The following is a 22,280-nucleotide window of genomic DNA, read 5'->3' on the forward strand; positions in this document are numbered from 1 at the left end:
TATCAACACTCCGAGAAACAAAGGAATGATAAGTATGATGATTATAGTTTCATCGATTATTGCTGTGTTAATGGCTGTAGCTGTGATGGTGGTCAGAATAAAGTCCTCTGACAAGCCTGTTTCACCAAAAAAAATCATTCTTCCGCCGATTTTTATGAGTACGGGAGCGTTAATGTTTTTATTTCCGGTATTTTGGGTAACTGGAGCAGAGTTTTTGGAAGCATTCACTTTAGGTGTGATTTTCTCTATTTTTCTAATCAAAACTTCTAAGTTCGAAATTAAAAATAATGAAATTTACATGAAACGCTCTAAAGCATTTGTTTTTATATTAGTCGGTCTTTTGGTGATCAGAATCGTGATGAAATCGATCTTGAGCACATCAATTGATTATGGTGCACTGAGCGGAATGTTTTGGATTCTGGCTTTCGGTATGATTGTGCCTTGGAGAATCGCCATGTATTTATCATATCGAAAACTTCATAACGAGCTGCAGTCATCTAATATTCAAATGAATTAAAAAACCTTTCCTCTTGTCAGGAAAGGTTTTTTATTTGAGAAGGGTCTGATAAGGTTCCAAATCGATTTTTTTGTCCCGCAGATGCCTTTTTAAGAAGGTATGGTCTCTTTTAGGAGTTGCGAGAATATAGCCTTTGATCATAAGTTGCTGATCAATCTTTGCTACCTTTTCTTTTAATGCAAGCTCACCGATTTTGCCTGCGATTTTAGCTTTTGCTGCATCTCTGAACAGCTCTGGCACGGGCGCAGTCAATTCATCTAGAAACTGTTTGTTTTCATCGTTCCATAAATGTCTGCTGTTTTCAATATAGTAATCCTGCCAATCAAGCTCTGATCTGCCGTCCTCTTTTGGTAAACGCTTTAAAAACTTTCGAAACATGAAAAAACCGCCGATTGATAATAAGACTACCATCATGATCACCCAAAACAGAATAAACCATAAAAACCATCCTTCCAGCATCAATCATTCCCCCTTATTCTAACCATATTGTATACGAAGAGAGATTAGAAGAACACAGTAAAAAAAGAATAGAAAAAAGTGATAGACGTCTAGTCAAAAGAGATAGTAGATCATATTCTATTGTATAGTGAATCTGCTATTTGGCCATGGGAGAGTCACTAGAGGGTATTTGACGATAAATGGACGGAAAAAAAGTCACTTTCATAATAGGGGATGAAAGTGACTTTTTATGTTTAGCTGAGAGGAAATTGAAGAGAAAAAGAAGAGCCATCTTCTGTTTCTTTATTGACGGCGACTGTGAGTATTTGATTTTCGCATTCGGCTTGAATGTTTTTGTCATTAAAATAAAAAGGAAGCATCATTTGTTTTTCAAAAGTCTGTCCTGACGATTTGACAGTTAAGATGAACTCGCATCCAGAAAGGGTAACTGTTACTTGTGTAGGCTGTAAAAAAGTCAGATCCGCTTCTATAATATACTGCTGACTTGTTTCATATAAATCAATAGGCAATGTTTCGTCGTACCAGGCGAAGGGGTCTTCAAAAAATTGCCGAAGCCATTCATCCATACTATCGAAATCATTCGCATCGTTGCGTTTTGAATGGTTCATGGAAGCATTCCTCCACATATCAACCTTGCTTTACATCATATGCGGTGGATTATAAATGGGTGAACGCATAAAAAAACAGACACTAAGGTCTGCTTTTCTTACATATCATGGCTTGAGTTGTGCTTTTGTCTTGTATGGTTTCGGTTCTTTACTTTTTTGCTTCCGCTTAGAGGCTCAGGTTGGCCGGGATTGTGTCCTTTAGGGGCGTTTTTATGCATATCTTTACTTGTATTCTTATTGGTCATAAAATGAGAACCTCCTTAAAAGAGTTCGGTGTTATTGATTGGTTTTTCTTTTTTTGTTATTTTGGCGTTCTGCTTCAGTCAGTACAAGCTGGTCGTTTTCAATATAGCCGGCGCCTTTGCCTTGGCTTTTTGCGTCATTCATTCCGTTAATGACGTGATTCGCTTTTCTTTTGACCATCATTATCACCTCAATCATAATATGGCTTCTTTTATTGTGTTATATGAGAGAGCGTAAACAGTAAAAATTACCGGTACATTTTTCTCATAAGTCGAACTTATTGTATTTAATAAAAACATTGATATTTACTTATGTATGATTTTGTTTTAATATGAAATTGTGAGAAAATTGTGATGGAATGTAATGTTCATCTGAGAATGATCTGATCTGAAGGGGGATTTTGGAGAATGGCAAACGAGCAAAAAACTGCAGCAAAAGACGTTTTCCAAGCGAGAAAAACGTTTACTACAAATGGGAAAACATATCATTACTACTCTTTAAAAGCGTTAGAAGATTCAGGTATAGGAAAGGTTTCGAAGCTTCCTTATTCCATCAAAGTTCTTTTAGAATCAGTATTGCGTCAAGTTGACGGCTTCGTTATCAAAAAAGAACACGTGGAAAATTTGGCAAAATGGGGAACTGCCGAATTAAAGGATATCGACGTTCCGTTCAAACCGTCTCGAGTTATTTTACAAGACTTCACAGGGGTTCCGGCAGTAGTAGATCTGGCTTCACTGCGTAAAGCAATGGCAGCTGTCGGCGGAGATCCTGATAAAATCAACCCTGAAATTCCTGTTGATCTCGTTATCGACCACTCTGTACAGGTAGATAAAGCGGGTACAGAAGATGCATTAGCAGTAAATATGGACTTGGAATTCGAAAGAAATGCAGAGCGCTACAAATTTTTAAGCTGGGCAAAGAAAGCGTTTAATAATTATCAGGCAGTGCCGCCTGCAACAGGTATTGTGCACCAGGTCAACCTTGAGTTCTTGGCAAGTGTTGTCCATGCCATTGAAGAAGACGGCGAGCTTGTAACGTATCCTGATACGCTTGTCGGAACAGACTCACACACAACAATGATTAACGGTATCGGTGTTCTCGGCTGGGGTGTCGGTGGAATTGAAGCTGAAGCGGGAATGCTTGGACAGCCTTCTTACTTCCCAGTTCCAGAGGTAATCGGCGCGAAACTTGTCGGCAAGCTTCCAAACGGAACAACAGCTACTGACTTGGCGTTAAAAGTAACACAAGTGCTGCGTGAAAAAGGCGTTGTCGGTAAATTTGTTGAATTCTTCGGACCGGGAATTGCTGAACTGCCGCTTGCAGATCGCGCAACAATTGCGAATATGGCTCCGGAATACGGTGCTACATGCGGATTCTTCCCAGTAGATGAAGAAGCGCTTAACTACCTGCGCCTGACTGGCCGTGATCCTGAACATATTGATGTTGTTGAAGCATACTGCAGAAGCAATGGCTTGTTCTACACTCCAGATGCGGAAGACCCTCAATTTACTGATGTGGTTGAAATTGACCTGTCTCAAATTGAAGCAAACTTATCGGGTCCAAAGCGTCCTCAGGATTTGATCCCGCTATCTGCTATGCAGGAAACGTTTAAAAAGCAATTAGTCAGCCCTGCAGGTAACCAAGGATTCGGTTTAAATGCTGAGGAAGAAAATAAAGAAATTAAGTTTAAACTCCTTAACGGCGAAGAAACAGTTATGAAAACGGGTGCGATCGCCATTGCTGCGATTACAAGCTGTACAAATACATCAAACCCATACGTTCTGATCGGCGCCGGACTGGTAGCGAAAAAAGCGGTTGAGTTAGGGCTTAAGGTGCCTAATTACGTGAAAACGTCACTTGCACCGGGTTCTAAAGTTGTTACAGGATATCTTGTGAATTCAGGCCTTCTTCCATACATGAAAGAGCTTGGCTTTAACCTCGTTGGCTACGGTTGTACAACATGTATCGGGAACTCAGGTCCGCTTTCACCGGAAATCGAAGAAGCGGTTGCGAAAAATGATCTTCTGATTACGTCTGTCCTTTCCGGAAACCGTAACTTTGAAGGACGTATTCACCCGCTTGTTAAAGGCAACTATCTTGCTTCACCGCCGCTTGTTGTGGCATATGCGCTGGCTGGAACGGTAAACATTAACTTGAAAACCGATCCAATCGGTGTGGGCAAGGATGGTCAAAACGTATACTTTAATGATATTTGGCCGTCAATGGACGAAATCAATGCACTTGTTAAGCAAACTGTTACGCCAGAGCTATTCCGCAAAGAGTATGAAACAGTATTTGATGACAACAAGCGCTGGAACGAAATTGAAACAACAGATGAAGCATTATATAAATGGGATAGCGAGTCAACTTACATTCAAAATCCGCCATTCTTCGAAGAAATGTCTGTTGAGCCAGGCAAGGTTGAACCATTAAAAGGTTTGCGTGTTGTCGGTAAATTCGGCGATTCAGTCACAACTGACCATATTTCTCCTGCGGGGGCAATCGGAAAAGATACGCCTGCCGGAAAGTATTTGCAAGAAAAAGGTGTTTCTCCTCGTGACTTTAACTCCTACGGTTCCCGCCGCGGAAACCATGAAGTCATGATGAGAGGAACATTTGCAAACATTCGCATCAAAAACCAAATTGCACCGGGTACAGAAGGCGGATTTACAACGTACTGGCCGACTGGTGAAGTAACATCCATCTATGATGCGTGCATGAAATACAAAGAAGATAAAACTGGTCTTGTCGTATTAGCAGGAAAAGACTATGGTATGGGATCTTCACGTGACTGGGCTGCAAAAGGAACAAACCTTCTCGGCATCAGAACGGTCATTGCAGAGAGCTTCGAAAGAATTCACAGAAGCAATCTTGTATTCATGGGTGTGCTGCCGCTTCAGTTTAAACAAGGTGAAAATGCGGATACACTCGGCTTAACGGGTAAAGAAGTCATTGAGGTAGATGTTGATGAAACAGTTCGTCCTCGTGACCTTGTGACTGTAAGAGCAATCAATGAAGACGGCAATGTAACAACTTTTGAAGCAGTCGTCCGCTTTGATAGTGAAGTTGAAATTGATTACTACCGCCATGGCGGCATCCTTCAAATGGTGCTTCGTGAAAAAATGAAGCAGTCCTGATGAATCAATAGGAAGAGAAGGCATTTCGCTTTCTCTTCTTTTTATGACACAATGTGCTGCGGAGGTGGCATATGCTGAAAAAATGGCTCGCAGGGATCCTGCTTATCATGCTTGCTGGTTATACGGGATGGAATTTATATCAAACATACAGCAAAAAAGAAGTCGGAATTCAAGAGGGGAAACAAGCACCTGATTTTTCTTTGAAAACGCTGTCAGGAGAGAAAAGCTCTTTACAGGATGCAAAAGGCAAAAAAGTGCTGCTCAATTTTTGGGCAACTTGGTGTAAGCCGTGCCGTCAGGAAATGCCTGCGATGGAAAAGCTGCAAAAAGAGTACGCCGACAAACTTGCGGTTGTTGCGGTAAATTTCACTTCAGCTGAGAAAAGTGAGAAACAGGTCCGTGCGTTTGCTGATACGTATGATTTAACGTTCCCCATTCTGATTGATAAAAAAGGGATCAATGCTGACTATAACGTGATGTCATATCCAACGACATATATCTTAGATGAAAAAGGTGTTATCCAAGACATACATGTTGGCACCATGACAAAAAAAGAAATGGAACAAAAACTGGATCTTGATTAGATTCAGTTTTTTTTTATGCTCAGATATGCTTACAAGTTTTCAGAATTGGAAAAAATAAAAGAATATGCGGAGGTGAGAAGCGTGAAGAAGATGAGAAAACGTTCTTTTCATGAGCTCGTCATGGAAAACAAAAAAGAGCTGATGACCAATACAGAGTATTTAAATCAGCTTGAGGAAAAGCTTGAACAGCGATTTAAGCAAAAATAACCTTTAATTTGTATTCATGTTTACCCCTCCTTTTGAGAAACCTATCTGTTGAGGAGGGATAAACATGGGAAACAACAAGAAAAACGGTCAGCCTCAATATGCTCCAAGCCACTTGGGTACAAAGCCTGTAAAATATAAAGCCAATAAAGGGGAAAAAATGCATGATACTTCAGGACAGCGGCCGATTATCATGCAGACAAAAGGCGAGTAGCGAAAATTCGAGTTTATTTCTAGGAGGTACATCCGAATGACAAAGAACCAAAATCAATATCAGCAGCCTAATCCTGATGATCGTTCTGACAATGTGGAAAAATTGCAGGATATGGTTCAAAATACAATTGAAAATATAGAAGAAGCAGAAGCATCAATGGAGTTTGCTTCAGGAGAAGATAAACAGCGTATCAAAGAAAAAAATGCAAGGCGCGAACAGAGCATTGAAGCGTTTCGTAATGAAATACAGGACGAATCTGCAGCGAGACAAAACGGATACCGTTCTTAAAAAACCAGGGAAACCTGGTTTTTTTCTTTCTGATTTGATTATGGTAAAATGGGGCTAAATTGACGTTAAGGGAGCAGAGTAATCTTGCATGTATCAAAAAAAGAAATAGAAGTGCGTTATGCAGAAACAGATCAAATGGGGATTGTCTATCACGCAAATTATCTTGTGTGGATGGAGGTCGGCAGAACGGCCTTGATTAAGGACTTAGGCTTTTTATATAGTGATATGGAAAAAAAAGGCATTCTGTCCCCAGTCGTTGATATCAATATTTCCTATAAAAAGCCGCTTCATTACGGAGAAACCGCGGTTGTACATACATGGATAGAGGAATATAACGGCTTTAAAACCGTCTATGGTTATCACATTTATAATCCGGCCGGTGAGCTTTCCATCAAAGCCACCTCATCTCATATTTGTGTGGATAAAGAAAGCTTTAAGCCAATTCAATTCCGCAAAGCTTTTCCTGATTGGCACACATCATATGAAAAGGCCAAAAAATAGGGAAGTGAATGGGATATGGCGTTTGGTGTGAAACGGGAGGAACTTAACCGGTGGAAACAAGCAGTGAAAAGAGGAGAAATCGCATTTTTAACACATTACTGGCTGGATGACCGATTTCCAGAAGCAAAGACTGTGACAAAAGCCGGATGTGCAGACATTGATAAGCTGGTTCAGTGGGGAGCGGCGTACGGGTTAAAAAAAGAATGGATCCATAAGAAAAGTGAATTTCCTCACTTTGATCTGCTGGGTGAAACACAAAAATATGTTTTGGAACAAGAAAACCTAACCGATCATCTTATACGATTTCATTTGTAAAAAAAGAACGCACATGAAGTGCGTTCTTTTTTATTGGTATTCAAAAACCGGTTCATCAGCGTCTTCTGAATAGCTGACGAGAAGGTCGTGGTTATCGAAGTACCATAAATCACTTTCTTCAATAAAGAAGGTAATGCCGTCAGCTTCTGCAGTGACTCCAGCCTCTTGTGGGGCATCTTTCGCTACACCGAGAGAAAAACCCTTTTGAACGTTGCTGCAGCCTCCATAGCGGACGAAAAAGCGAACCTGGTCTCCGCTTTCCAAATCGAGTTCTTCTTTATACCAGTTCAATGCGTCTTCGTTAATTGTCATATTCATAACAGAACACCCCTTTGTTCTTCATTTGAATTTTCTCTATTATAAACGTATTAGGCTATTCTGTGTCAAAAGAGAAGTTTTTTAAGCTTATAACCATTTTACTTTAGGTTCTGTTTTATTGATAATTCGTTTAATGTTCGCTCGGTGTCTGTATATCACAAAAATAGTGAGCAGGGTAACGACAATCAATAAATACGTATCATGGACAAAGAAACTATATATAACAGTATAGATCCCTGTTAACATCGATGAGAGAGAAACAAATTTAGTCAAGTATAAAAAGATGAAGAATACCGCAACCATCGTGATAAATAACAGGGGTGCGTAAAATAGCAAAACGCCTCCTGATGTCGCCACGGCTTTACCGCCTTTAAATTTGGCGAAGATGGGAAACACGTGGCCTAAAACCGCAAAGACTCCTGCAAGAAGCGGGTGAATATCAACATGCATGAGAAAAGGCAATGCAGTTGCCAGTGTCCCTTTCAAAATATCTCCGGCTATGACGACCGAACCAGCTTTTACACCCAATGTACGGAATGCATTGGTAGCGCCTAAGTTGCCGCTTCCGTGCTCCCGAATATCAATTCCCTTGGCAAGCTTGCCCACAATTAAGCCAGACGGAATGCTGCCTATCAAGTAGGCCAAAATAATCAATAAAGCAATTAACATCTACATTTCTCCTTTTTCAAATTCCCTTCTTTTTATTTTAACATGAGATGTCATGATCTGATGATAAGTTTTTTTGTAAAGTTTGCTTACAAATCCAATCAAACATGCATCATATTTTGATTTCTCCTGTTTTGATCGTGTAAAATAAGTGGAAAAGGAGTGACACACGATGCAAAATCCTTCTAAAGCGGAAATTAAAGAGATTCTTCAAAGAAGCAAACGTATAGCGGTAGTAGGGCTTTCAGACCGTCCGGATAGAACGTCACATATGGTTTCAAAAGCAATGCAGGACGCGGGTTATGAAATTATCCCTGTGAACCCTACAATTGATGAGGCGCTAGGTATCAAAGCCGTTTCATCTTTAAAAGAGATAGACGGTCCGATTGACATCGTAAATGTATTCCGGCGATCAGAACAGCTTCCTGGAGTGGCGGAAGAGTTTTTAGAGACAGATGCGCCAGTATTTTGGGCACAGCAAGGGCTAGTTAATGAGGAAGCATACCAGATGCTAAAAGAAAAAGGCAGAACGGTTATCATGGATCTGTGCATAAAAGTGGCACACGCTGTAACAAAATAGGTGCAGAACTGCAAAAATCCTTGTAAATTCAAGGATTTTTGCTTTTTAATTTTAAGATATTGTTTGCGTATTACGGTGAAACAGATACAATAAAGCTTGAACAGCTTTTTTTGAATACCTTGTCCAGCTGGGTTTCGGCCGTTCGATTTGCGAAGGTCTGCTGCTTTATATATAATAAACAAACATACGTTCTCATAGTGTAAAAACAGCACTAGCCGATGTTTTGAGAAGAACTGATTCGTTAGCTCTATGTTGCGATTGCAAACATATTGGTTATAATGAGGAGTCCAAGGCAGTACTGGCTCGAGGCGAGGTTTATAAAAAATATCTTATATACAAATGATGTGTAACACTGAAAAGAGAAAGACAATGTTAGTTTTTGAAAGGGGTTTGTACGTTTGGCTAGAAAACAGCAATTTGATTACAACGAAGATGCCATACAGGTGCTCGAAGGCCTTGAGGCTGTCAGGAAAAGGCCGGGTATGTATATTGGCTCTACTGACGCGCGGGGTTTGCACCACTTGGTTTATGAAATTGTAGATAACTCTGTCGACGAGGTGCTTGCCGGCCATGGAGATCACATAATCGTCAAAATACATAAAGACAATAGTATTTCTGTACAGGATAGAGGCCGCGGCATGCCGACCGGAATGCATAAGCTCGGCAAACCAACCCCTGAAGTGATTTTAACGGTGCTTCATGCCGGAGGAAAATTCGGCCAAGGCGGCTATAAGACAAGCGGCGGGCTCCACGGAGTTGGTGCATCAGTCGTGAATGCTTTATCTGAATGGCTGACGGTTACCATTGAGCGGGACGGTTTTGTCTATCAGCAGCGATTTGAAAATGGAGGAAAACCGGTTACATCTCTCGAAAAGATCGGCAAAACAAAAAAGACGGGAACTCTTACACACTTTAAGCCAGATCCAACGATGTTCAGCACAACCACTTATAATTTTGAAACGCTCTCTGAGCGCTTAAGAGAGTCTGCGTTTTTGTTAAAAGGATTGAAAATTGAGCTGATTGATGAACGCAATGACCAGCATGAGGTCTTTTATTATGAAAACGGCATAGAAGCGTTTGTTGCTTATTTAAATGAAGAAAAAGACGTCTTGTCTGAAGTGGTCTCGTTTGAGGGTGAGCATCATTCTATAGAAGTGGACTTTGCGTTCCAGTTTAACGATGGTTATTCTGAAAATATTTTGTCGTTTGTCAACAATGTCAGAACAAAAGACGGCGGGACACATGAGTCAGGTGCAAAAACTGCGATGACGCGTGCTTTTAATGAATATGCGCGAAAAGTGGCTTTGCTGAAAGAAAAGGATAAGAACCTTGAAGGCACCGATATAAGGGAAGGGCTTTCAGCCATTATTTCTGTCCGCATACCTGAGGAGCTTCTTCAATTTGAGGGACAAACAAAAGGAAAGCTCGGTACCAGTGAAGCAAGATCAGCGGTGGATGCGATTGTTTCAGAGCAGCTTGCTTACTTTTTAGAGGAAAATCGGGACACCGCAACGCTTCTTGTCAAAAAAGCAATCAAGGCGAGCCAGGCGCGCGAAGCGGCACGCAAAGCCCGTGAAGAAGCAAGAAGCGGCAAAAAACGAAAAAAATCAGAAGCGACTTTAAGCGGAAAGCTGACGCCTGCGGGTTCAAGAAACCCGGCAAAAAATGAATTGTATCTCGTTGAGGGAGATTCAGCAGGCGGGTCAGCCAAGCAGGGACGAGACCGCAGATTCCAGGCGGTTCTGCCTTTACGCGGTAAAGTCATTAATACAGAAAAAGCTAAGCTTGCTGATATCTTTAAAAATGAAGAGATCAATACGATCATTCATGCGATCGGCGGGGGAGTCGGGGCAGATTTCTCAATCGATGACATCAACTACGACAAAATCATCATTATGACCGATGCCGATACTGACGGCGCCCATATTCAAGTGCTGCTTCTTACCTTTTTCTATCGCTATATGAAACCGCTCATTGAGCATGGCAAGGTGTTCATTGCGCTGCCACCTTTATATAAGGTCAGTAAAGGAAGCGGGAAGAAGGAAATCATTGAATATGCATGGTCTGATGAAGAGATGGGTGATGTCCTGAAAAAAGTCGGCAAAGGCTATACCATTCAACGATATAAGGGTCTTGGAGAGATGAACGCAGACCAGTTGTGGGAAACGACGATGAATCCGGAGTCCCGCACACTTGTTAGGGTCAAAATTGACGATGCGGCACGTGTAGAAAGACGTGTGACGACGTTAATGGGAGACAAAGTAGAGCCGCGCAGAAAGTGGATTGAGAAAAACGTCGCTTTTGGCTTAGATGAAGAAAGCAATATCTTAGAAAATGAAAACTTATCGGTCGCTGAGGAGGTTTAATGATTGTCACAGCCAGAATTATTTCATGATTTACCATTAGAAGAGGTGATCGGCGACCGTTTTGGACGCTACAGTAAATATATTATTCAAGACAGGGCGCTGCCCGATGCAAGAGACGGATTAAAGCCGGTACAGCGCAGAATTCTGTATGCGATGCATACAGATGGAAACACGTTTGATAAAAACTTCAGAAAAGCGGCCAAAACGGTCGGTAACGTCATCGGTAACTATCATCCGCACGGTGACAGCTCGGTTTATGAAGCAATGGTGCGGATGAGCCAGGATTGGAAAGTTCGTAATGTGTTAATCGAAATGCATGGAAACAATGGAAGCATCGACGGAGATCCCCCGGCAGCCATGCGTTATACAGAGGCACGATTATCTCCGATTGCATCTGAGCTTCTTCGGGATATTGACAAAAACACGGTTGAATTTGTGCCGAACTTCGATGATACAAGCAAGGAGCCTGTCGTACTCCCGGCGATGTTTCCTAACCTATTGGTCAACGGATCTACCGGGATTTCAGCAGGATACGCGACCGACATTCCCCCTCATCATCTGGGAGAAGTCATTGATGCTGTCATTAAGCGTATTCAAATGCCTTCTTGCTCTGTTGACGAACTCATGGAAGTTATTAAAGGGCCTGATTTTCCGACAGGCGGTATTATTCAGGGCGTTGACGGGATAAGAAAAGCTTACGAAACCGGAAAAGGAAAAATCATTATCCGCGGAAAGGCTGAAATTGAAACAATCAGAGGCGGACGAGAACAAATTGTCATTACTGAAATTCCATTTGAAGTAAATAAAGCAAACCTTGTAAAAAAAATGGACGAGTTCCGTATTGATAAAAAGGTTGAAGGCATCTCAGAGGTTCGTGATGAAACGGATCGAACAGGGCTGAGAGTGGTCATTGAACTGAAAAAAGAAGCTGATGCCAAAGGCATTTTGAATTTCTTATATAAAAATACTGATTTGCAGATCACATATAACTTCAATATGGTGGCTATCCATAACCGCCGTCCGATGCTGATGAGCCTGCCGTCTATTTTGGATGCATATATCGGACACCAAAAGGAAGTTGTCACAAACCGGTCCATTTACGAGCTTCAAAAAGCAAAAGACAGACATCATATCGTAGAAGGGCTCATGAAAGCTTTGTCTATTTTGGATGAAGTGATTGCAACAATCCGTTCTTCTAGCGATAAACGTGACGCTAAAAACAATTTGATCGCGAAATATGAATTTACAGAGCCTCAGGCTGAAGCCATCGTGTCATTGCAGCTATATCGTTTAACCAATACCGATATCACAGCGCTTAAGGAAGAGGCAGAAGAGCTCGGTAAAAAAATTGAAGAGCTCGAATCTATTCTGAGCAATGATAAAAAACTGCTAAAAGTGATTACAAACAGCTTAAAAGCACTGAAAAAGAAATATGCAGATACGAGACGCTCCGTGATTGAAGAAAAAATTGAAGAAATTAAAATCAATCTCGAAGTCATGGTTGCATCTGAGGATGTATATGTAACCGTTACGAAGGATGGTTACCTAAAACGGACGAGCCAGCGCTCATTTGCCGCTTCCAACGGTCAGGACTTCGGAATGAAAGATACGGACAGGATGCTGCATCAGTTTGAAATGAATACGACAGACGTGCTGCTGCTCTTTACGAACAAAGGAAGCTACATCTATTGTCCTGTTCACCAGCTGCCTGATATCAGATGGAAGGACATGGGCCAGCATTTTTCAAATCTAATCACTATTGACCGTGATGAAACGATTGTAAAGGCTATACCGATAAAAGAATTTGATCCGTCGGCATATCTTCTATTCTTTACGAAAAACGGTATGGTGAAAAAGACAGAGCTCACTCATTATAAAGCACAGCGTTATTCTAAGGCACTTGTAGCCTTAAATCTGAAGGGTGAAGATGAACTGATTGATGTACATGTAACAAATGGGGAAAGCCAGATCTTTATGGCCACTCACTTAGGGTATGGTCTATGGTTTGGAGAAGACGAAGTGAATGTAGTTGGCGCGCGTGCGGCAGGTGTCAAAGGGATTAACTTAAAAGAGGATGACTTTGTTGTCTCCGGTGAGATTCTTCAGCAATCTGATTCAATTGTCTTGTTCACACAGCGGGGAGCGGTTAAACGCATGAGTCTTTCTGAGTTCGAGAAGACATCCCGTGCAAAACGCGGTGTCGTAATGCTAAGGGAACTGAAAAAGAATCCTCACCGTGTTGTAGCACTGTTCGCTTGCGGTCTTGAACAGCGACTAATGGCAGAAACAGAAAAAGGCGACAGAAAAGAACTGCAGACAAAAGAGTTGCGGACAAACGACAGATACAGCAATGGCTCTTTCTTTTTTGATGAAGAGGAATCAGGCAAGGTTACAGCTGTTTGGCGCCTTCATACAGAACAATAATAAAAAACCCGCTCATACTATATGAGCGGGTTTCGTTTGTTTTTATCAGCTTTCATGGTTGGTGAATAGATCTGTTACAGCATGAATGACTTCAATCCCCTGCCATACAAATAAATTCAGCGCTGTGAAAGAAAATAAGCCTAAAATCACCATTCTTAAGATAAACAACATGTTTAACAGCCTCCTCATATTTTCGTTACATAATCGGGTGATGTTGAACATGAAGTTTGCCGAAATAAGACGATTGATAAAATTTGGCCAGTATAAAGCTTTTTTTCCGCTGACGTCTGCGGGAGTATCCCGTACTTTTGCTTTCAGCGGTCAGCAGCAGAACAGCCATTGCCCATAAAGCGGTCAGCGTAAATGCCCCTGTGATGGATTTCTTCTCATCATCAGCATTTTGGCCGGCTTTCATCTCATGCATTTCCTGCTGGTCGGCTACGGCTTTATAATGATGGCCGATATCAAAGGCGTGGGGAATTGAGAACAAATGAAAACTGGCAATCGCCAAGAATAAGATGGACGCTTTCAATATCGTTACTTTTTTCAAATGATCTCCCCCTCCTTTAATATTACTGAATATTTTTATAATAATACCCCAATCCATCCTAAAAGTAAACGTGATTTATTAAATTTAAAAATAAATTTAACCTTGTTAAGTATATATCTTTTTGCTTATTTTTGAAAGAGAAAACTTCTTTTATTAGCGTATGTATACCCGGTTTATGGTGTGAATAAAAACATATTTTAAATGATATGTTTGTTGTTTAGGGTTTATTACTTTATTTATGTGCTAAATCAAAGAGAAAGGCAAGAGAATGGGAAGAAATGATTACATTGTTAATAGGGCACTCTTTTTTAAAAGCCAGCTTGCAAGGAATGTTTTTATTCGTAGGAAAATAATAGAGAAGGGGTCGACAGAGTAACATCTGGCTATGACAATATTCTTCTCGAAAAAACTTCCTAATTCGTCATATTGTGATATAATAAAACTCGTTATGTTAAAAAATCTAACATCAAAATCGAATTCGTATTGAATTGATGAAAACGGGAGGTAAATATGGAGTCTTTTTTCAATAGTTTGATTAATATTCCAAGTGATTTCATCTGGAAATACCTATTTTATATTTTAATAGGGCTTGGATTATTTTTTACCATACGTTTTGGTTTTATCCAATTCCGTTATTTTATTGAAATGTTCAGAATAGTAGGGGAGAAGCCGGAAGGAAATAAAGGTGTTTCATCTATGCAGGCATTCTTTATTTCGGCCGCATCCCGAGTCGGTACAGGGAATTTGACTGGTGTAGCCTTAGCAATTGCGACAGGCGGACCAGGCGCTGTATTTTGGATGTGGGTAGTAGCTGCAGTAGGTATGGCTTCAAGCTTTGTTGAGAGTACGTTAGCGCAGCTTTATAAGGTGAGAGACGGGGAGGATTTCCGCGGAGGCCCGGCTTACTACATTCAAAAGGGTCTTGGAGCCAGATGGCTTGGCATCGTTTTTGCAATCTTAATTACCGTCTCATTCGGCTTGATTTTTAACGCTGTTCAAACAAATACAATTGCTGGAGCATTGGATGGCGCATTCCATGTGAATAAAATAGTTGTAGCCATAGTTCTGGCGGTTTTAACTGCGTTTATCATTTTCGGCGGTTTAAAACGTGTTGTCGCTGTTTCACAGCTAATTGTGCCGGTTATGGCAGGCATTTATATTCTTATCGCTTTATTTGTTGTCATCACGAATATTACGGCTTTCCCTGGCGTTATCGCTACAATTGTTAAAAATGCTTTAGGTTTTGAACAAGTCGTCGGCGGCGGAATAGGCGGCATCATCGTTATCGGTGCGCAACGCGGACTTTTTTCAAACGAAGCAGGAATGGGGAGCGCACCAAACGCGGCTGCGACGGCTCATGTATCCCATCCGGCAAAGCAAGGCTTTATTCAAACATTAGGCGTATTTTTCGATACATTTATCATATGTACGTCCACAGCATTTATTATTTTGCTGTACAGTGTAACGCCAAAAGGCGACGGCATCCAAGTCACACAGGCTGCTCTTAACCATCATATTGGAGGCTGGGCGCCGACTTTCATCGCAGTCGCAATGTTCTTGTTTGCATTCAGTTCAGTTGTCGGCAACTATTATTATGGCGAGACAAACATTGAATTTATTAAAACAAGCAAAACATGGCTGAACATTTACCGTATCGCTGTAATTGCTATGGTTGTGTATGGATCTTTATCAGGCTTCCAAATCGTTTGGGATATGGCGGACCTCTTTATGGGTATCATGGCGCTGATCAACTTAATTGTGATTACGCTGCTGTCAAACGTTGCTTACAAAGTGTATAAAGATTACGCGAAACAGCGTAAGCAAGGACTTGATCCTGTGTTTAAAGCGAAAAACATCCCAGGGCTGAAAAACGCTGAAACATGGGAAGATGAGAAACAAGAAGCATAATATAAATATAAAACAAAGCTGCATTCAATAGTTGAATGCAGCTTTTTCATTATTGGAAATAAATTTAATTTTTCGACTCGAATGAAAAATGACGTGTAAAGTCCCAATTCAGTCCAGTTTTCTTTGTTCTATATGTGTCATGTGTGTCTTATTCAATGGAGATAGAGTAAATTGACAGGCTTTTAAACCTCCCAAAAACAAGAAATTAGGTTGATAGACAATCATGAGAAAGATTTTTACAATGAGTTCGTGCTCATAAGAAGTGGAGAGCCAAAATGATGCGAAGGAGGAAAAGATCAGATATGAAACGGTCAATCTCGATTTTTATTACGTGTTTATTGATTACGTTATTGACAATGGGCGGCATGCTGGCTTCGCCGGCATCAGCAGCAGGGACAAAAACGCCAGTAGCCAAGAATGGCCAGCTTAGCATAAAAGGTACACAGCTCGTTAACCGAGACGGTAAAGCGGTACAGCTGAAGGGGATCAGTTCACACGGATTGCAATGGTATGGAGAATATGTCAATAAAGACAGCTTAAAATGGCTGAGGGACGATTGGGGTATCACCGTTTTCCGTGCAGCGATGTATACAGCAGATGGCGGTTATATTGACAACCCGTCCGTGAAAAATAAAGTAAAAGAAGCGGTTGAAGCGGCAAAAGAGCTTGGGATATATGTCATCATTGACTGGCATATCTTAAATGACGGTAATCCAAACCATAATAAAGAGAAGGCAAAAGAATTCTTCAAGGAAATGTCAAGTCTTTACGGAAACACGCCAAACGTCATTTATGAAATTGCAAACGAACCAAACGGTGATGTGAACTGGAAGCGTGATATTAAACCCTATGCGGAAGAAGTGATTTCCGTTATCCGCAAAAATGATCCAGACAACATCATCATTGTCGGAACCGGTACATGGAGCCAGGATGTAAATGATGCTGCCGATGACCAGCTAAAAGATGCAAACGTTATGTACGCACTTCATTTTTATGCCGGCACACACGGCCAGTTTTTACGGGATAAAGCAAACTATGCACTCAGCAAAGGAGCGCCTATTTTTGTGACAGAATGGGGGACAAGTGATGCTTCCGGAAATGGCGGTGTATTCCTTGATCAATCGCGGGAATGGCTGAAATATCTCGATAGCAAGACCATTAGCTGGGTGAACTGGAATCTTTCTGATAAGCAGGAATCATCCTCAGCTTTAAAGCCGGGGGCATCTAAAACAGGCGGCTGGCAGTTGTCAGATTTATCTGCTTCAGGAACATTCGTTAGAGAAAACATTCTCGGCACCAAAGATTCGACGAAGGACATTCCTGAAACGCCAGCAAAAGATAAACCCACACAGGAAAACGGTATTTCTGTACAATACAGAGCAGGGGATGGGAGTATGAACAGCAACCAAATCCGTCCGCAGCTTCAAATAAAAAATAACGGCAATACCACGGTTGATTTAAAAGATGTCACTGCCCGTTACTGGTATAAAGCGAAAAACAAAGGCCAAAATTTTGACTGTGACTACGCGCAGATTGGATGCGGCAATGTGACACACAAGTTTGTGACGTTGCATAAACCAAAGCAAGGTGCAGATACCTATCTGGAACTTGGGTTTAAAAACGGAACGCTGGCACCGGGAGCAAGCACAGGGAATATTCAGCTCCGTCTTCACAATGATGACTGGAGCAATTATGCACAAAGCGGCGATTATTCCTTTTTTAAATCAAATACGTTTAAAACAACGAAAAAAATCACATTATATGATCAAGGAAAACTGATTTGGGGAACAGAACCAAATTAGTTAAGCTTTTTTTGGCGGACATCAGTAACGATGTCCGTTTTTATCATCTAATAGGAGGTTTGCGTTGTGGATGAAATACTGAAACAGTATATGGTGCTGTACAAAGAAATGAGTAATATGATAAATGGTCCCGACTATCCAGGTAAGGAAAAAGACATCCAGCATCAAAAAGATCAGATCGAAGTTTACGAAAAACAGCTGCAGCAAGGATTTTCTACAGATTATGACTATGATGTGTTTGCTGATTCTGTTATCAAATGCGCATATGGCGATATGACGCTGGAAGATTTAGAAGCAGTTTATTATGGATTGACAACACCATTTTTTTGATTTGTCATTCAGCAGTAAAATTTCAAAATTTCAATTTCTGTCTCACTAACTTAAGTATACTTTGATATTGAGACAGAAATTTATTTATTTTGTTTACTTCCTAGAATATATATTATGTAAACTAGAAAAGATGAAGATTAAAGCTTTGCTGTTTTTGTGTACATCCTTTCTTCTTCCTTCCTGTAATTCAGCAACAAAATAAAAAAGCGATTTCCCAATCGGAAAATCGCCAATTCAGACACTCTATTATTTATGTGTGTCTTTGTGCTCTTAACGATTTACAACAAATGTTGTTACGCTTTGAGCTGGAAGATGGGCCCAAAAATGATTGCCTGTTACAGTGAGATTCGTTCCAGGTTGTAGATTGCTGCTGCTGCTCGTGATCCATCTAGATACGTTTGAAGCAGATCCATTCTGCAAAACAAAGTTTTGGTTGACCCCTGTGTTGCTTTTATTGATAGCAACAATAACGACCTTGTTGTCACCTTTATAGGCTGACACGTAAACGTTCGCATTAGGGTTTTTCGTTGCATCAATCCTTACATAGCCGGGACGCACAAACTTTGAGAAATGAGCCATATTGTAGCCGCGTTTGCTGATCGTACCATCTTCTTTCATAGGTCCATATGATCTTCGGATGTACCACCATACATAAGCTTGAAAGTCCCCCTCTACCATCGCATTGTGAATATGCTGTGAAACATCCAATGCCTCAGGCCATCGATCCGCCGAGTTGGTATCACTGTTTGGATAGTATACTTCCGTCATCCAAAGGTCCTTCCCCGCTCCTTTTTGTTTGAAAAGAGGATAAGGGAATTGGCTGACCTGGGTGCCGTACAGGTGAGTTCCGAGAATATCCATATTGGCAAGAGCCTGCGGATCGTTCAAGATCGGGTCCGACAAATTCTTCAAGTATTGAAATGACTCAGGCGCAATGACGCGGGCATTGATCGAGCCGGCGTTTTCTCTCATAAAGCGAAGTATTTCTTGCGGCGTCCACCACGTCCACTCGTGAGCGTAATCAGGCTCGTTTTGGACCGAAATCGCGTAAAGATTCACACCATTATTCTTCATGAAGGTAACAAAATCGTTAAGATGCTGCGCGTATGCTGCGTACTTGTTGTATTTCAGCCGCTTAGCTGATGTGTCACCATTCCGATTGAAGGTCTCAACCATATCACTTGGAGGATTCCAGGGAGATGCAAAAACGATTGCCCCATGTTTGACCGCACTCTTGGCAGTCTCCACCTCTTTATACCAATTATTTCGATTTTCATCTACATGAATTCTTAAGATTGAAAATCCTAACTGGTTCTGTCCATTGCCAAAAGCAGTTTCTCTTTGAGCTGCTGTAAGATCCCCAGCCCAAGCCGGATGATTCATCCCTCCAAAACCGCGAATCACTTGTTTCTCTGCAGATACATTAACTGTTACATCACTTGCTGCCAAAACTTCAGTAGCGCCTGGCCCTAACATGACTGACAGCATAGTGAAACATACTAATAGTACACAAATTGTTTTTTTTATGCGTGGAATCATTTATTCCTCTCCTTCGTCATGTGTCTTTTACGGTATTAAAAAATCTGCATGGCATATCCATAATGGCGGGCTGTTCCGGTGCTGGCCCGTACTTCACCCGCCTCGTTTTTAAGCGGTCCCATTACGAGTCCTATCTTTGCGTAAACTGCCAGTAATCAAAATTAAACAAGTTTCCTGTACCTGTTCCAGTAAATACAAAGAATACTTTGTGCACACCGGTTGCCCCGCTTACTGCAGTTTCTATTTCTCTCCACGTTTGCGCTCCGCCTGTGGAAGGTACATTCAGAGTTCCAACAAGCTTACCGTCTGCACTGTCGAGGCGCACTTCTATTTTCCCGCCTGAAGTGGATGCTACATTTGCTTTAAATGACCTGGCACCGCCCGCTCCGAAGTCTGCATTTCCTACAGCAATCCAGTCTCCATTTTGAATGCTTGTTACATGCTGATTATTTACTGGCCCGCCGGGTGCTGTGGACTTCTCTGTCAAAATGCGTCCATTCCAAGCAAACGTTTCAGCTTCTACCCGGTTATAAGGATTCAAATTGGAAAGCTGTGTTACACCTGCATAATTTGCTGCTACCTCTTGGATGGATCCATCTGGGTTATGCACCAGCTTATTAATATGGGGAGAACGGTATCCTTTGCCGGCCCCGAACAGAGCGGAACTGACAGTTTGCGCGTGGTACACCACATACCACTCGTTTTTAAAATTGAAAACAGCATGATGGTTGTTTCCGCCGCCTCCGAAAAATGCACCCGGATTTTTCAGGAAATGCCCTCTATATGTAAAGGGGCCCATGGGACTTGAACTTGTCATGTAGCCGATCTCACCCGGGGGTTTATCGGCCGGATGCGTGCCGCCGAAATTGATGCAATAGGAATAGTAATATGTTCCGTTATACTTGTGCAATCCCGAATCTTCAAACATGAAAGGCGCATCAATTGTAGATGCACTTCCAACAACACTCGTCATATCAGGCCCTAATTTTATGACTCTAGCCGTTTTAGGATTGGCCCATTGTGCCTGCGTTGGATTTGAACCGCCAGGAACGCCTCCCCCTGCATACAGGTAACCGGTTCCGTCATCATCTACAAATACTGCCGGATCAAAAAGCCATACAACACCAGACATTCCTGGCGTACTTGGCGTTACGAGCGGTTTTCCGATTGGGTCGGTCCATGGACCAATCGGGCTGTCTGCGGTGAGAACCCCGATACCTCCGCCGCTGTTTGCGAAATAAAGGAAGAATTTATCCTTGCCATTGATTTTTTTAACTGCGATTGACGGTGCCCATGACGCACCTGCCCATTTTGCAATTCCACGGCCTCCATTAGCTCCATTGGCACCTGCTACCGGAATGGCTCCGTGGTCTGTCCAGTTCACCATATCCGCTGAAGATATGACGAATACTCTATTCAAATTGGCAAATGAATTATCTTTAATCGTTCCGTTGCTATTATATTCATAGTCATCACTTGACATATAAATGTAGACTCTTCCGTTATAGGTCAGCGCAATCGGATCTGCTCCTAAATGATGGTCGATAAGCGGGTTTGAATTCCCTATATGTTTTGCAATTGTAGTACTTGTGGCAGCATACGCAGACTTCCCAGATAAGCAGCTCAATAATAAAACTAGAATCCATAAACATACGCTACACTTTTTCCTCATCACTTCACATCCTCCTTTTTCCTTAAAATGGGGGATTTTCTTTTGGAATTTGATGACAACAGGTCACGAAGATTGCACGCATAAAGTAGCCGGAAGCTGTTTAGCAATGTTCCCAGTTGTTCTGAAAGCTCATCTTCATGTGTCTCCATTCTCTCTTTTCTTCGAGGAGATCGCACCACTCCTTCAAAATTGTTCAAAAAAACTTCCCCATTCCTAGCGACCATTGTCCAGAAAATAAAAAGACAGGATTGTTCATGGCCTCCCACTAATCACATTGAACGGAGATTACATCATTATCCAATATATCCCTTTATCTAACATCCTACATCATTAAAAAAATTGTGTATAGAAACTTTTGGAGGAGTTAGTGTTCGATTCTACAAAGGAACTGGATACATTTATTCATTGATAAGATGGGGCTAACACTCCTTTTATATTTTTATGTAAAGATAGTTTTCAGACACAAAAAAACAGCCGTCAATGCGGCTGTTTTTTCAAGAGTATAAGAACTATTGAGCGGTATACCCGCTTTTTCATGTTTTGTTCATATTTTATTAATTGTTTATTCAACACTGTCCGCTATAGTAATCCATATCAACAAATATGACTGCCACTCGCATCTTTTATGAAGGGAGGTTCGTTACGCTGAAAGAAAAAATAAAGACATTAGGCCGTTTTTGCACCGTAGGCGTCGGCAATACGCTGATAGATTTTGGTGTCTTCTTTCTTCTTACCGCTTGTCATGTCTCTTATCTGCCGGCGCAGATCTGCTCCTATACTGCAGGTATCGTCAACAGCTATGTGTGGAACCGGAATTGGACGTTTTGTGTGAAAGGTAAGGCTGACGGGAAAGAGATCGTGCGTTTTCTCATGATTAATATTGCCGCGTCGGGGATCACCTTTTTGCTGCTTTATTTGTTTCAAAATTGCGGCTGCTCGCTTTTGGTGAGTAAGCTCGCCGCCACTATCGGCGGAATGATGATGAATTTTATCGGAAACCGAATCTGGGTATTTGGAGATTCGCTGAAAAACATACAGGATCAGGAGTGAAGATG

Annotated in this window: 25 protein-coding genes; 15 read left to right on the forward strand and 10 right to left on the reverse strand. The window is 41.5% G+C overall.

From position 1 onward, the window contains the following. Positions 1-25 precede the first annotated feature (25 nt). Complete coding sequence (locus bslm_RS09375; RefSeq protein WP_010886519.1) at positions 26-517, forward strand: CcdC family protein; 492 nt, start codon at positions 26-28, stop codon at positions 515-517. 30 nt (positions 518-547) lie between these two features. Here bslm_RS09375 and yneK read toward each other — a convergent pair whose 3' ends face one another. The 4 genes from yneK to sspO form a co-directional block, all read right to left on the reverse strand. Next, positions 548-976 (reverse strand): DynA interaction protein YneK, encoded by a 429-nt coding sequence (yneK, locus tag bslm_RS09380; RefSeq protein ID WP_003231580.1) that lies wholly within the window; start codon positions 974-976, stop codon positions 548-550. Between the two features lie 233 nt (positions 977-1,209). Continuing rightward, positions 1,210-1,602 (reverse strand): outer spore coat protein CotM, encoded by a 393-nt coding sequence (gene cotM, locus bslm_RS09385; RefSeq protein ID WP_072592538.1) that lies wholly within the window; start codon positions 1,600-1,602, stop codon positions 1,210-1,212. An 80-nt stretch (positions 1,603-1,682) separates the two neighbouring features. Next, on the reverse strand, positions 1,683-1,829 hold the full coding sequence (locus tag bslm_RS09390) for a small acid-soluble spore protein P (protein WP_003221237.1): 147 nt from the start codon (positions 1,827-1,829) through the stop codon (positions 1,683-1,685). 31 nt (positions 1,830-1,860) lie between these two features. Further along, positions 1,861-2,007 (reverse strand): acid-soluble spore protein SspO, encoded by a 147-nt coding sequence (gene sspO / locus bslm_RS09395; protein WP_003244839.1) that lies wholly within the window; start codon positions 2,005-2,007, stop codon positions 1,861-1,863. Between the two features lie 227 nt (positions 2,008-2,234). Between sspO and acnA the strand changes: the two genes are divergently transcribed. The 7 genes from acnA (at position 2,235) to bslm_RS09425 (ending at position 7,070) form a co-directional block, all read left to right on the forward strand. Next, positions 2,235-4,964: an aconitate hydratase AcnA gene (gene acnA, locus bslm_RS09400; protein WP_003231573.1), complete on the forward strand. Its 2,730-nt coding sequence runs from the start codon at positions 2,235-2,237 to the stop codon at positions 4,962-4,964. A 71-nt stretch (positions 4,965-5,035) separates the two neighbouring features. Further along, positions 5,036-5,548 carry a redoxin domain-containing protein gene (locus bslm_RS09405; protein WP_003231571.1) on the forward strand — a complete coding sequence of 171 codons (513 nt, stop codon included), beginning with the start codon at positions 5,036-5,038 and terminating at the stop codon, positions 5,546-5,548. Positions 5,549-5,629: 81 nt separating this feature from the next. Continuing rightward, on the forward strand, positions 5,630-5,755 hold the full coding sequence (locus bslm_RS20675; protein ID WP_003244964.1) for an FbpB family small basic protein: 126 nt from the start codon (positions 5,630-5,632) through the stop codon (positions 5,753-5,755). A gap of 64 nt (positions 5,756-5,819) precedes the next feature. Further along, positions 5,820-5,966, forward strand: a complete 147-nt coding sequence (gene sspN / locus bslm_RS09410; RefSeq protein ID WP_003231569.1) for an acid-soluble spore protein SspN — start codon at positions 5,820-5,822, stop codon at positions 5,964-5,966. Between the two features lie 36 nt (positions 5,967-6,002). Continuing rightward, a complete protein-coding gene (tlp, locus tag bslm_RS09415; protein WP_003231568.1) occupies positions 6,003-6,254 on the forward strand; it encodes a small acid-soluble spore protein Tlp in 252 nt (83 codons plus the stop codon). Between the two features lie 84 nt (positions 6,255-6,338). Continuing rightward, positions 6,339-6,755: a YbgC/FadM family acyl-CoA thioesterase gene (locus bslm_RS09420; RefSeq protein ID WP_014479940.1), complete on the forward strand. Its 417-nt coding sequence runs from the start codon at positions 6,339-6,341 to the stop codon at positions 6,753-6,755. 15 nt (positions 6,756-6,770) lie between these two features. Continuing rightward, complete coding sequence (locus bslm_RS09425) at positions 6,771-7,070, forward strand: hypothetical protein (RefSeq protein ID WP_014479941.1); 300 nt, start codon at positions 6,771-6,773, stop codon at positions 7,068-7,070. 30 nt (positions 7,071-7,100) lie between these two features. Here bslm_RS09425 and bslm_RS09430 read toward each other — a convergent pair whose 3' ends face one another. Both bslm_RS09430 and plsY read right to left on the reverse strand, forming a co-directional pair. Further along, positions 7,101-7,388: a HesB/YadR/YfhF family protein gene (locus tag bslm_RS09430; RefSeq protein WP_003231562.1), complete on the reverse strand. Its 288-nt coding sequence runs from the start codon at positions 7,386-7,388 to the stop codon at positions 7,101-7,103. Positions 7,389-7,475: 87 nt separating this feature from the next. Further along, positions 7,476-8,057, reverse strand: a complete 582-nt coding sequence (gene plsY / locus bslm_RS09435; RefSeq protein WP_003231560.1) for a glycerol-3-phosphate 1-O-acyltransferase PlsY — start codon at positions 8,055-8,057, stop codon at positions 7,476-7,478. 169 nt (positions 8,058-8,226) lie between these two features. Between plsY and bslm_RS09440 the strand changes: the two genes are divergently transcribed. From bslm_RS09440 to parC, 3 genes are all read left to right on the forward strand, one after another. Further along, positions 8,227-8,634, forward strand: a complete 408-nt coding sequence (locus tag bslm_RS09440; RefSeq protein ID WP_014479943.1) for a CoA-binding protein — start codon at positions 8,227-8,229, stop codon at positions 8,632-8,634. Between the two features lie 398 nt (positions 8,635-9,032). Beyond that, positions 9,033-11,000 (forward strand): DNA topoisomerase IV subunit B, encoded by a 1,968-nt coding sequence (gene parE, locus bslm_RS09445; protein ID WP_014479944.1) that lies wholly within the window; start codon positions 9,033-9,035, stop codon positions 10,998-11,000. A 3-nt stretch (positions 11,001-11,003) separates the two neighbouring features. Beyond that, on the forward strand, positions 11,004-13,424 hold the full coding sequence (gene parC, locus bslm_RS09450; protein WP_046381054.1) for a DNA topoisomerase IV subunit A: 2,421 nt from the start codon (positions 11,004-11,006) through the stop codon (positions 13,422-13,424). 45 nt (positions 13,425-13,469) lie between these two features. Here parC and bslm_RS21770 read toward each other — a convergent pair whose 3' ends face one another. Both bslm_RS21770 and bslm_RS09455 read right to left on the reverse strand, forming a co-directional pair. After that, entirely contained in the window at positions 13,470-13,595 is a 126-nt protein-coding gene (locus bslm_RS21770; protein ID WP_003231548.1) for a hypothetical protein, read from the reverse strand. Between the two features lie 25 nt (positions 13,596-13,620). After that, the gene (locus tag bslm_RS09455; RefSeq protein WP_003245190.1) at positions 13,621-13,974 is read right to left on the reverse strand and encodes a hypothetical protein; all 354 of its coding nucleotides are present in this window, start codon (positions 13,972-13,974) and stop codon (positions 13,621-13,623) included. 510 nt (positions 13,975-14,484) lie between these two features. Between bslm_RS09455 and bslm_RS09460 the strand changes: the two genes are divergently transcribed. The 3 genes from bslm_RS09460 to bslm_RS09470 all read left to right on the forward strand — a co-directional run bounded on the left by bslm_RS09460 (position 14,485) and on the right by bslm_RS09470 (position 18,014). Next, the gene (locus tag bslm_RS09460; RefSeq protein WP_021479777.1) at positions 14,485-15,882 is read left to right on the forward strand and encodes an alanine/glycine:cation symporter family protein; all 1,398 of its coding nucleotides are present in this window, start codon (positions 14,485-14,487) and stop codon (positions 15,880-15,882) included. 302 nt (positions 15,883-16,184) lie between these two features. Then, the gene (gene eglS, locus bslm_RS09465; protein ID WP_046381055.1) at positions 16,185-17,684 is read left to right on the forward strand and encodes an endo-1,4-beta-glucanase EglS; all 1,500 of its coding nucleotides are present in this window, start codon (positions 16,185-16,187) and stop codon (positions 17,682-17,684) included. Positions 17,685-17,750: 66 nt separating this feature from the next. Next, positions 17,751-18,014 carry a YnfE family protein gene (locus tag bslm_RS09470; protein WP_033884057.1) on the forward strand — a complete coding sequence of 88 codons (264 nt, stop codon included), beginning with the start codon at positions 17,751-17,753 and terminating at the stop codon, positions 18,012-18,014. Positions 18,015-18,284: 270 nt separating this feature from the next. Here the strand turns inward: bslm_RS09470 and xynC are convergent, their stop codons facing one another. Together xynC and xynD are read right to left on the reverse strand one after the other, a co-directional pair. Then, positions 18,285-19,553: a glucuronoarabinoxylan endo-1,4-beta-xylanase XynC gene (gene xynC / locus bslm_RS09475; RefSeq protein ID WP_046381056.1), complete on the reverse strand. Its 1,269-nt coding sequence runs from the start codon at positions 19,551-19,553 to the stop codon at positions 18,285-18,287. 130 nt (positions 19,554-19,683) lie between these two features. Beyond that, positions 19,684-21,225, reverse strand: coding sequence for an alpha-L-arabinofuranosidase (gene xynD / locus bslm_RS09480; protein ID WP_046381057.1), 1,542 nt, complete (start codon positions 21,223-21,225; stop codon positions 19,684-19,686). A 603-nt stretch (positions 21,226-21,828) separates the two neighbouring features. Here xynD and bslm_RS09485 point away from each other — a divergent pair. After that, positions 21,829-22,275: a GtrA family protein gene (locus bslm_RS09485; RefSeq protein WP_046381058.1), complete on the forward strand. Its 447-nt coding sequence runs from the start codon at positions 21,829-21,831 to the stop codon at positions 22,273-22,275. The last annotated feature ends 5 nt before the right edge of the window (positions 22,276-22,280 follow it).

The sequence above is a fragment of the Bacillus sp. LM 4-2 genome, from assembly GCF_000978495.1.
Taxonomy (GTDB): domain Bacteria; phylum Bacillota; class Bacilli; order Bacillales; family Bacillaceae; genus Bacillus; species Bacillus subtilis.

Coding starts and splice junctions, on each gene's coding strand:
- bslm_RS09460 (WP_021479777.1), top strand. CDS start 14,485: ATGGAGTCTTTTTTCAATAGTTTGATTAATATTCCAAGTGATTTCATC.
- plsY (WP_003231560.1), bottom strand. CDS start 8,057: ATGTTAATTGCTTTATTGATTATTTTGGCCTACTTGATAGGCAGCATT.
- xynD (WP_046381057.1), bottom strand. CDS start 21,225: ATGAGGAAAAAGTGTAGCGTATGTTTATGGATTCTAGTTTTATTATTG.
- bslm_RS09485 (WP_046381058.1), top strand. CDS start 21,829: ATGACTGCCACTCGCATCTTTTATGAAGGGAGGTTCGTTACGCTGAAA.
- bslm_RS09405 (WP_003231571.1), top strand. CDS start 5,036: ATGCTGAAAAAATGGCTCGCAGGGATCCTGCTTATCATGCTTGCTGGT.
- bslm_RS09430 (WP_003231562.1), bottom strand. CDS start 7,388: ATGAATATGACAATTAACGAAGACGCATTGAACTGGTATAAAGAAGAA.
- xynC (WP_046381056.1), bottom strand. CDS start 19,553: ATGATTCCACGCATAAAAAAAACAATTTGTGTACTATTAGTATGTTTC.
- bslm_RS21770 (WP_003231548.1), bottom strand. CDS start 13,595: ATGTTGTTTATCTTAAGAATGGTGATTTTAGGCTTATTTTCTTTCACA.
- bslm_RS09375 (WP_010886519.1), top strand. CDS start 26: ATGATAAGTATGATGATTATAGTTTCATCGATTATTGCTGTGTTAATG.
- bslm_RS09425 (WP_014479941.1), top strand. CDS start 6,771: ATGGCGTTTGGTGTGAAACGGGAGGAACTTAACCGGTGGAAACAAGCA.
- cotM (WP_072592538.1), bottom strand. CDS start 1,602: ATGTGGAGGAATGCTTCCATGAACCATTCAAAACGCAACGATGCGAAT.
- sspN (WP_003231569.1), top strand. CDS start 5,820: ATGGGAAACAACAAGAAAAACGGTCAGCCTCAATATGCTCCAAGCCAC.
- acnA (WP_003231573.1), top strand. CDS start 2,235: ATGGCAAACGAGCAAAAAACTGCAGCAAAAGACGTTTTCCAAGCGAGA.
- bslm_RS09390 (WP_003221237.1), bottom strand. CDS start 1,829: ATGACCAATAAGAATACAAGTAAAGATATGCATAAAAACGCCCCTAAA.
- sspO (WP_003244839.1), bottom strand. CDS start 2,007: ATGGTCAAAAGAAAAGCGAATCACGTCATTAACGGAATGAATGACGCA.
- eglS (WP_046381055.1), top strand. CDS start 16,185: ATGAAACGGTCAATCTCGATTTTTATTACGTGTTTATTGATTACGTTA.
- yneK (WP_003231580.1), bottom strand. CDS start 976: ATGCTGGAAGGATGGTTTTTATGGTTTATTCTGTTTTGGGTGATCATG.
- tlp (WP_003231568.1), top strand. CDS start 6,003: ATGACAAAGAACCAAAATCAATATCAGCAGCCTAATCCTGATGATCGT.
- bslm_RS09440 (WP_014479943.1), top strand. CDS start 8,227: ATGCAAAATCCTTCTAAAGCGGAAATTAAAGAGATTCTTCAAAGAAGC.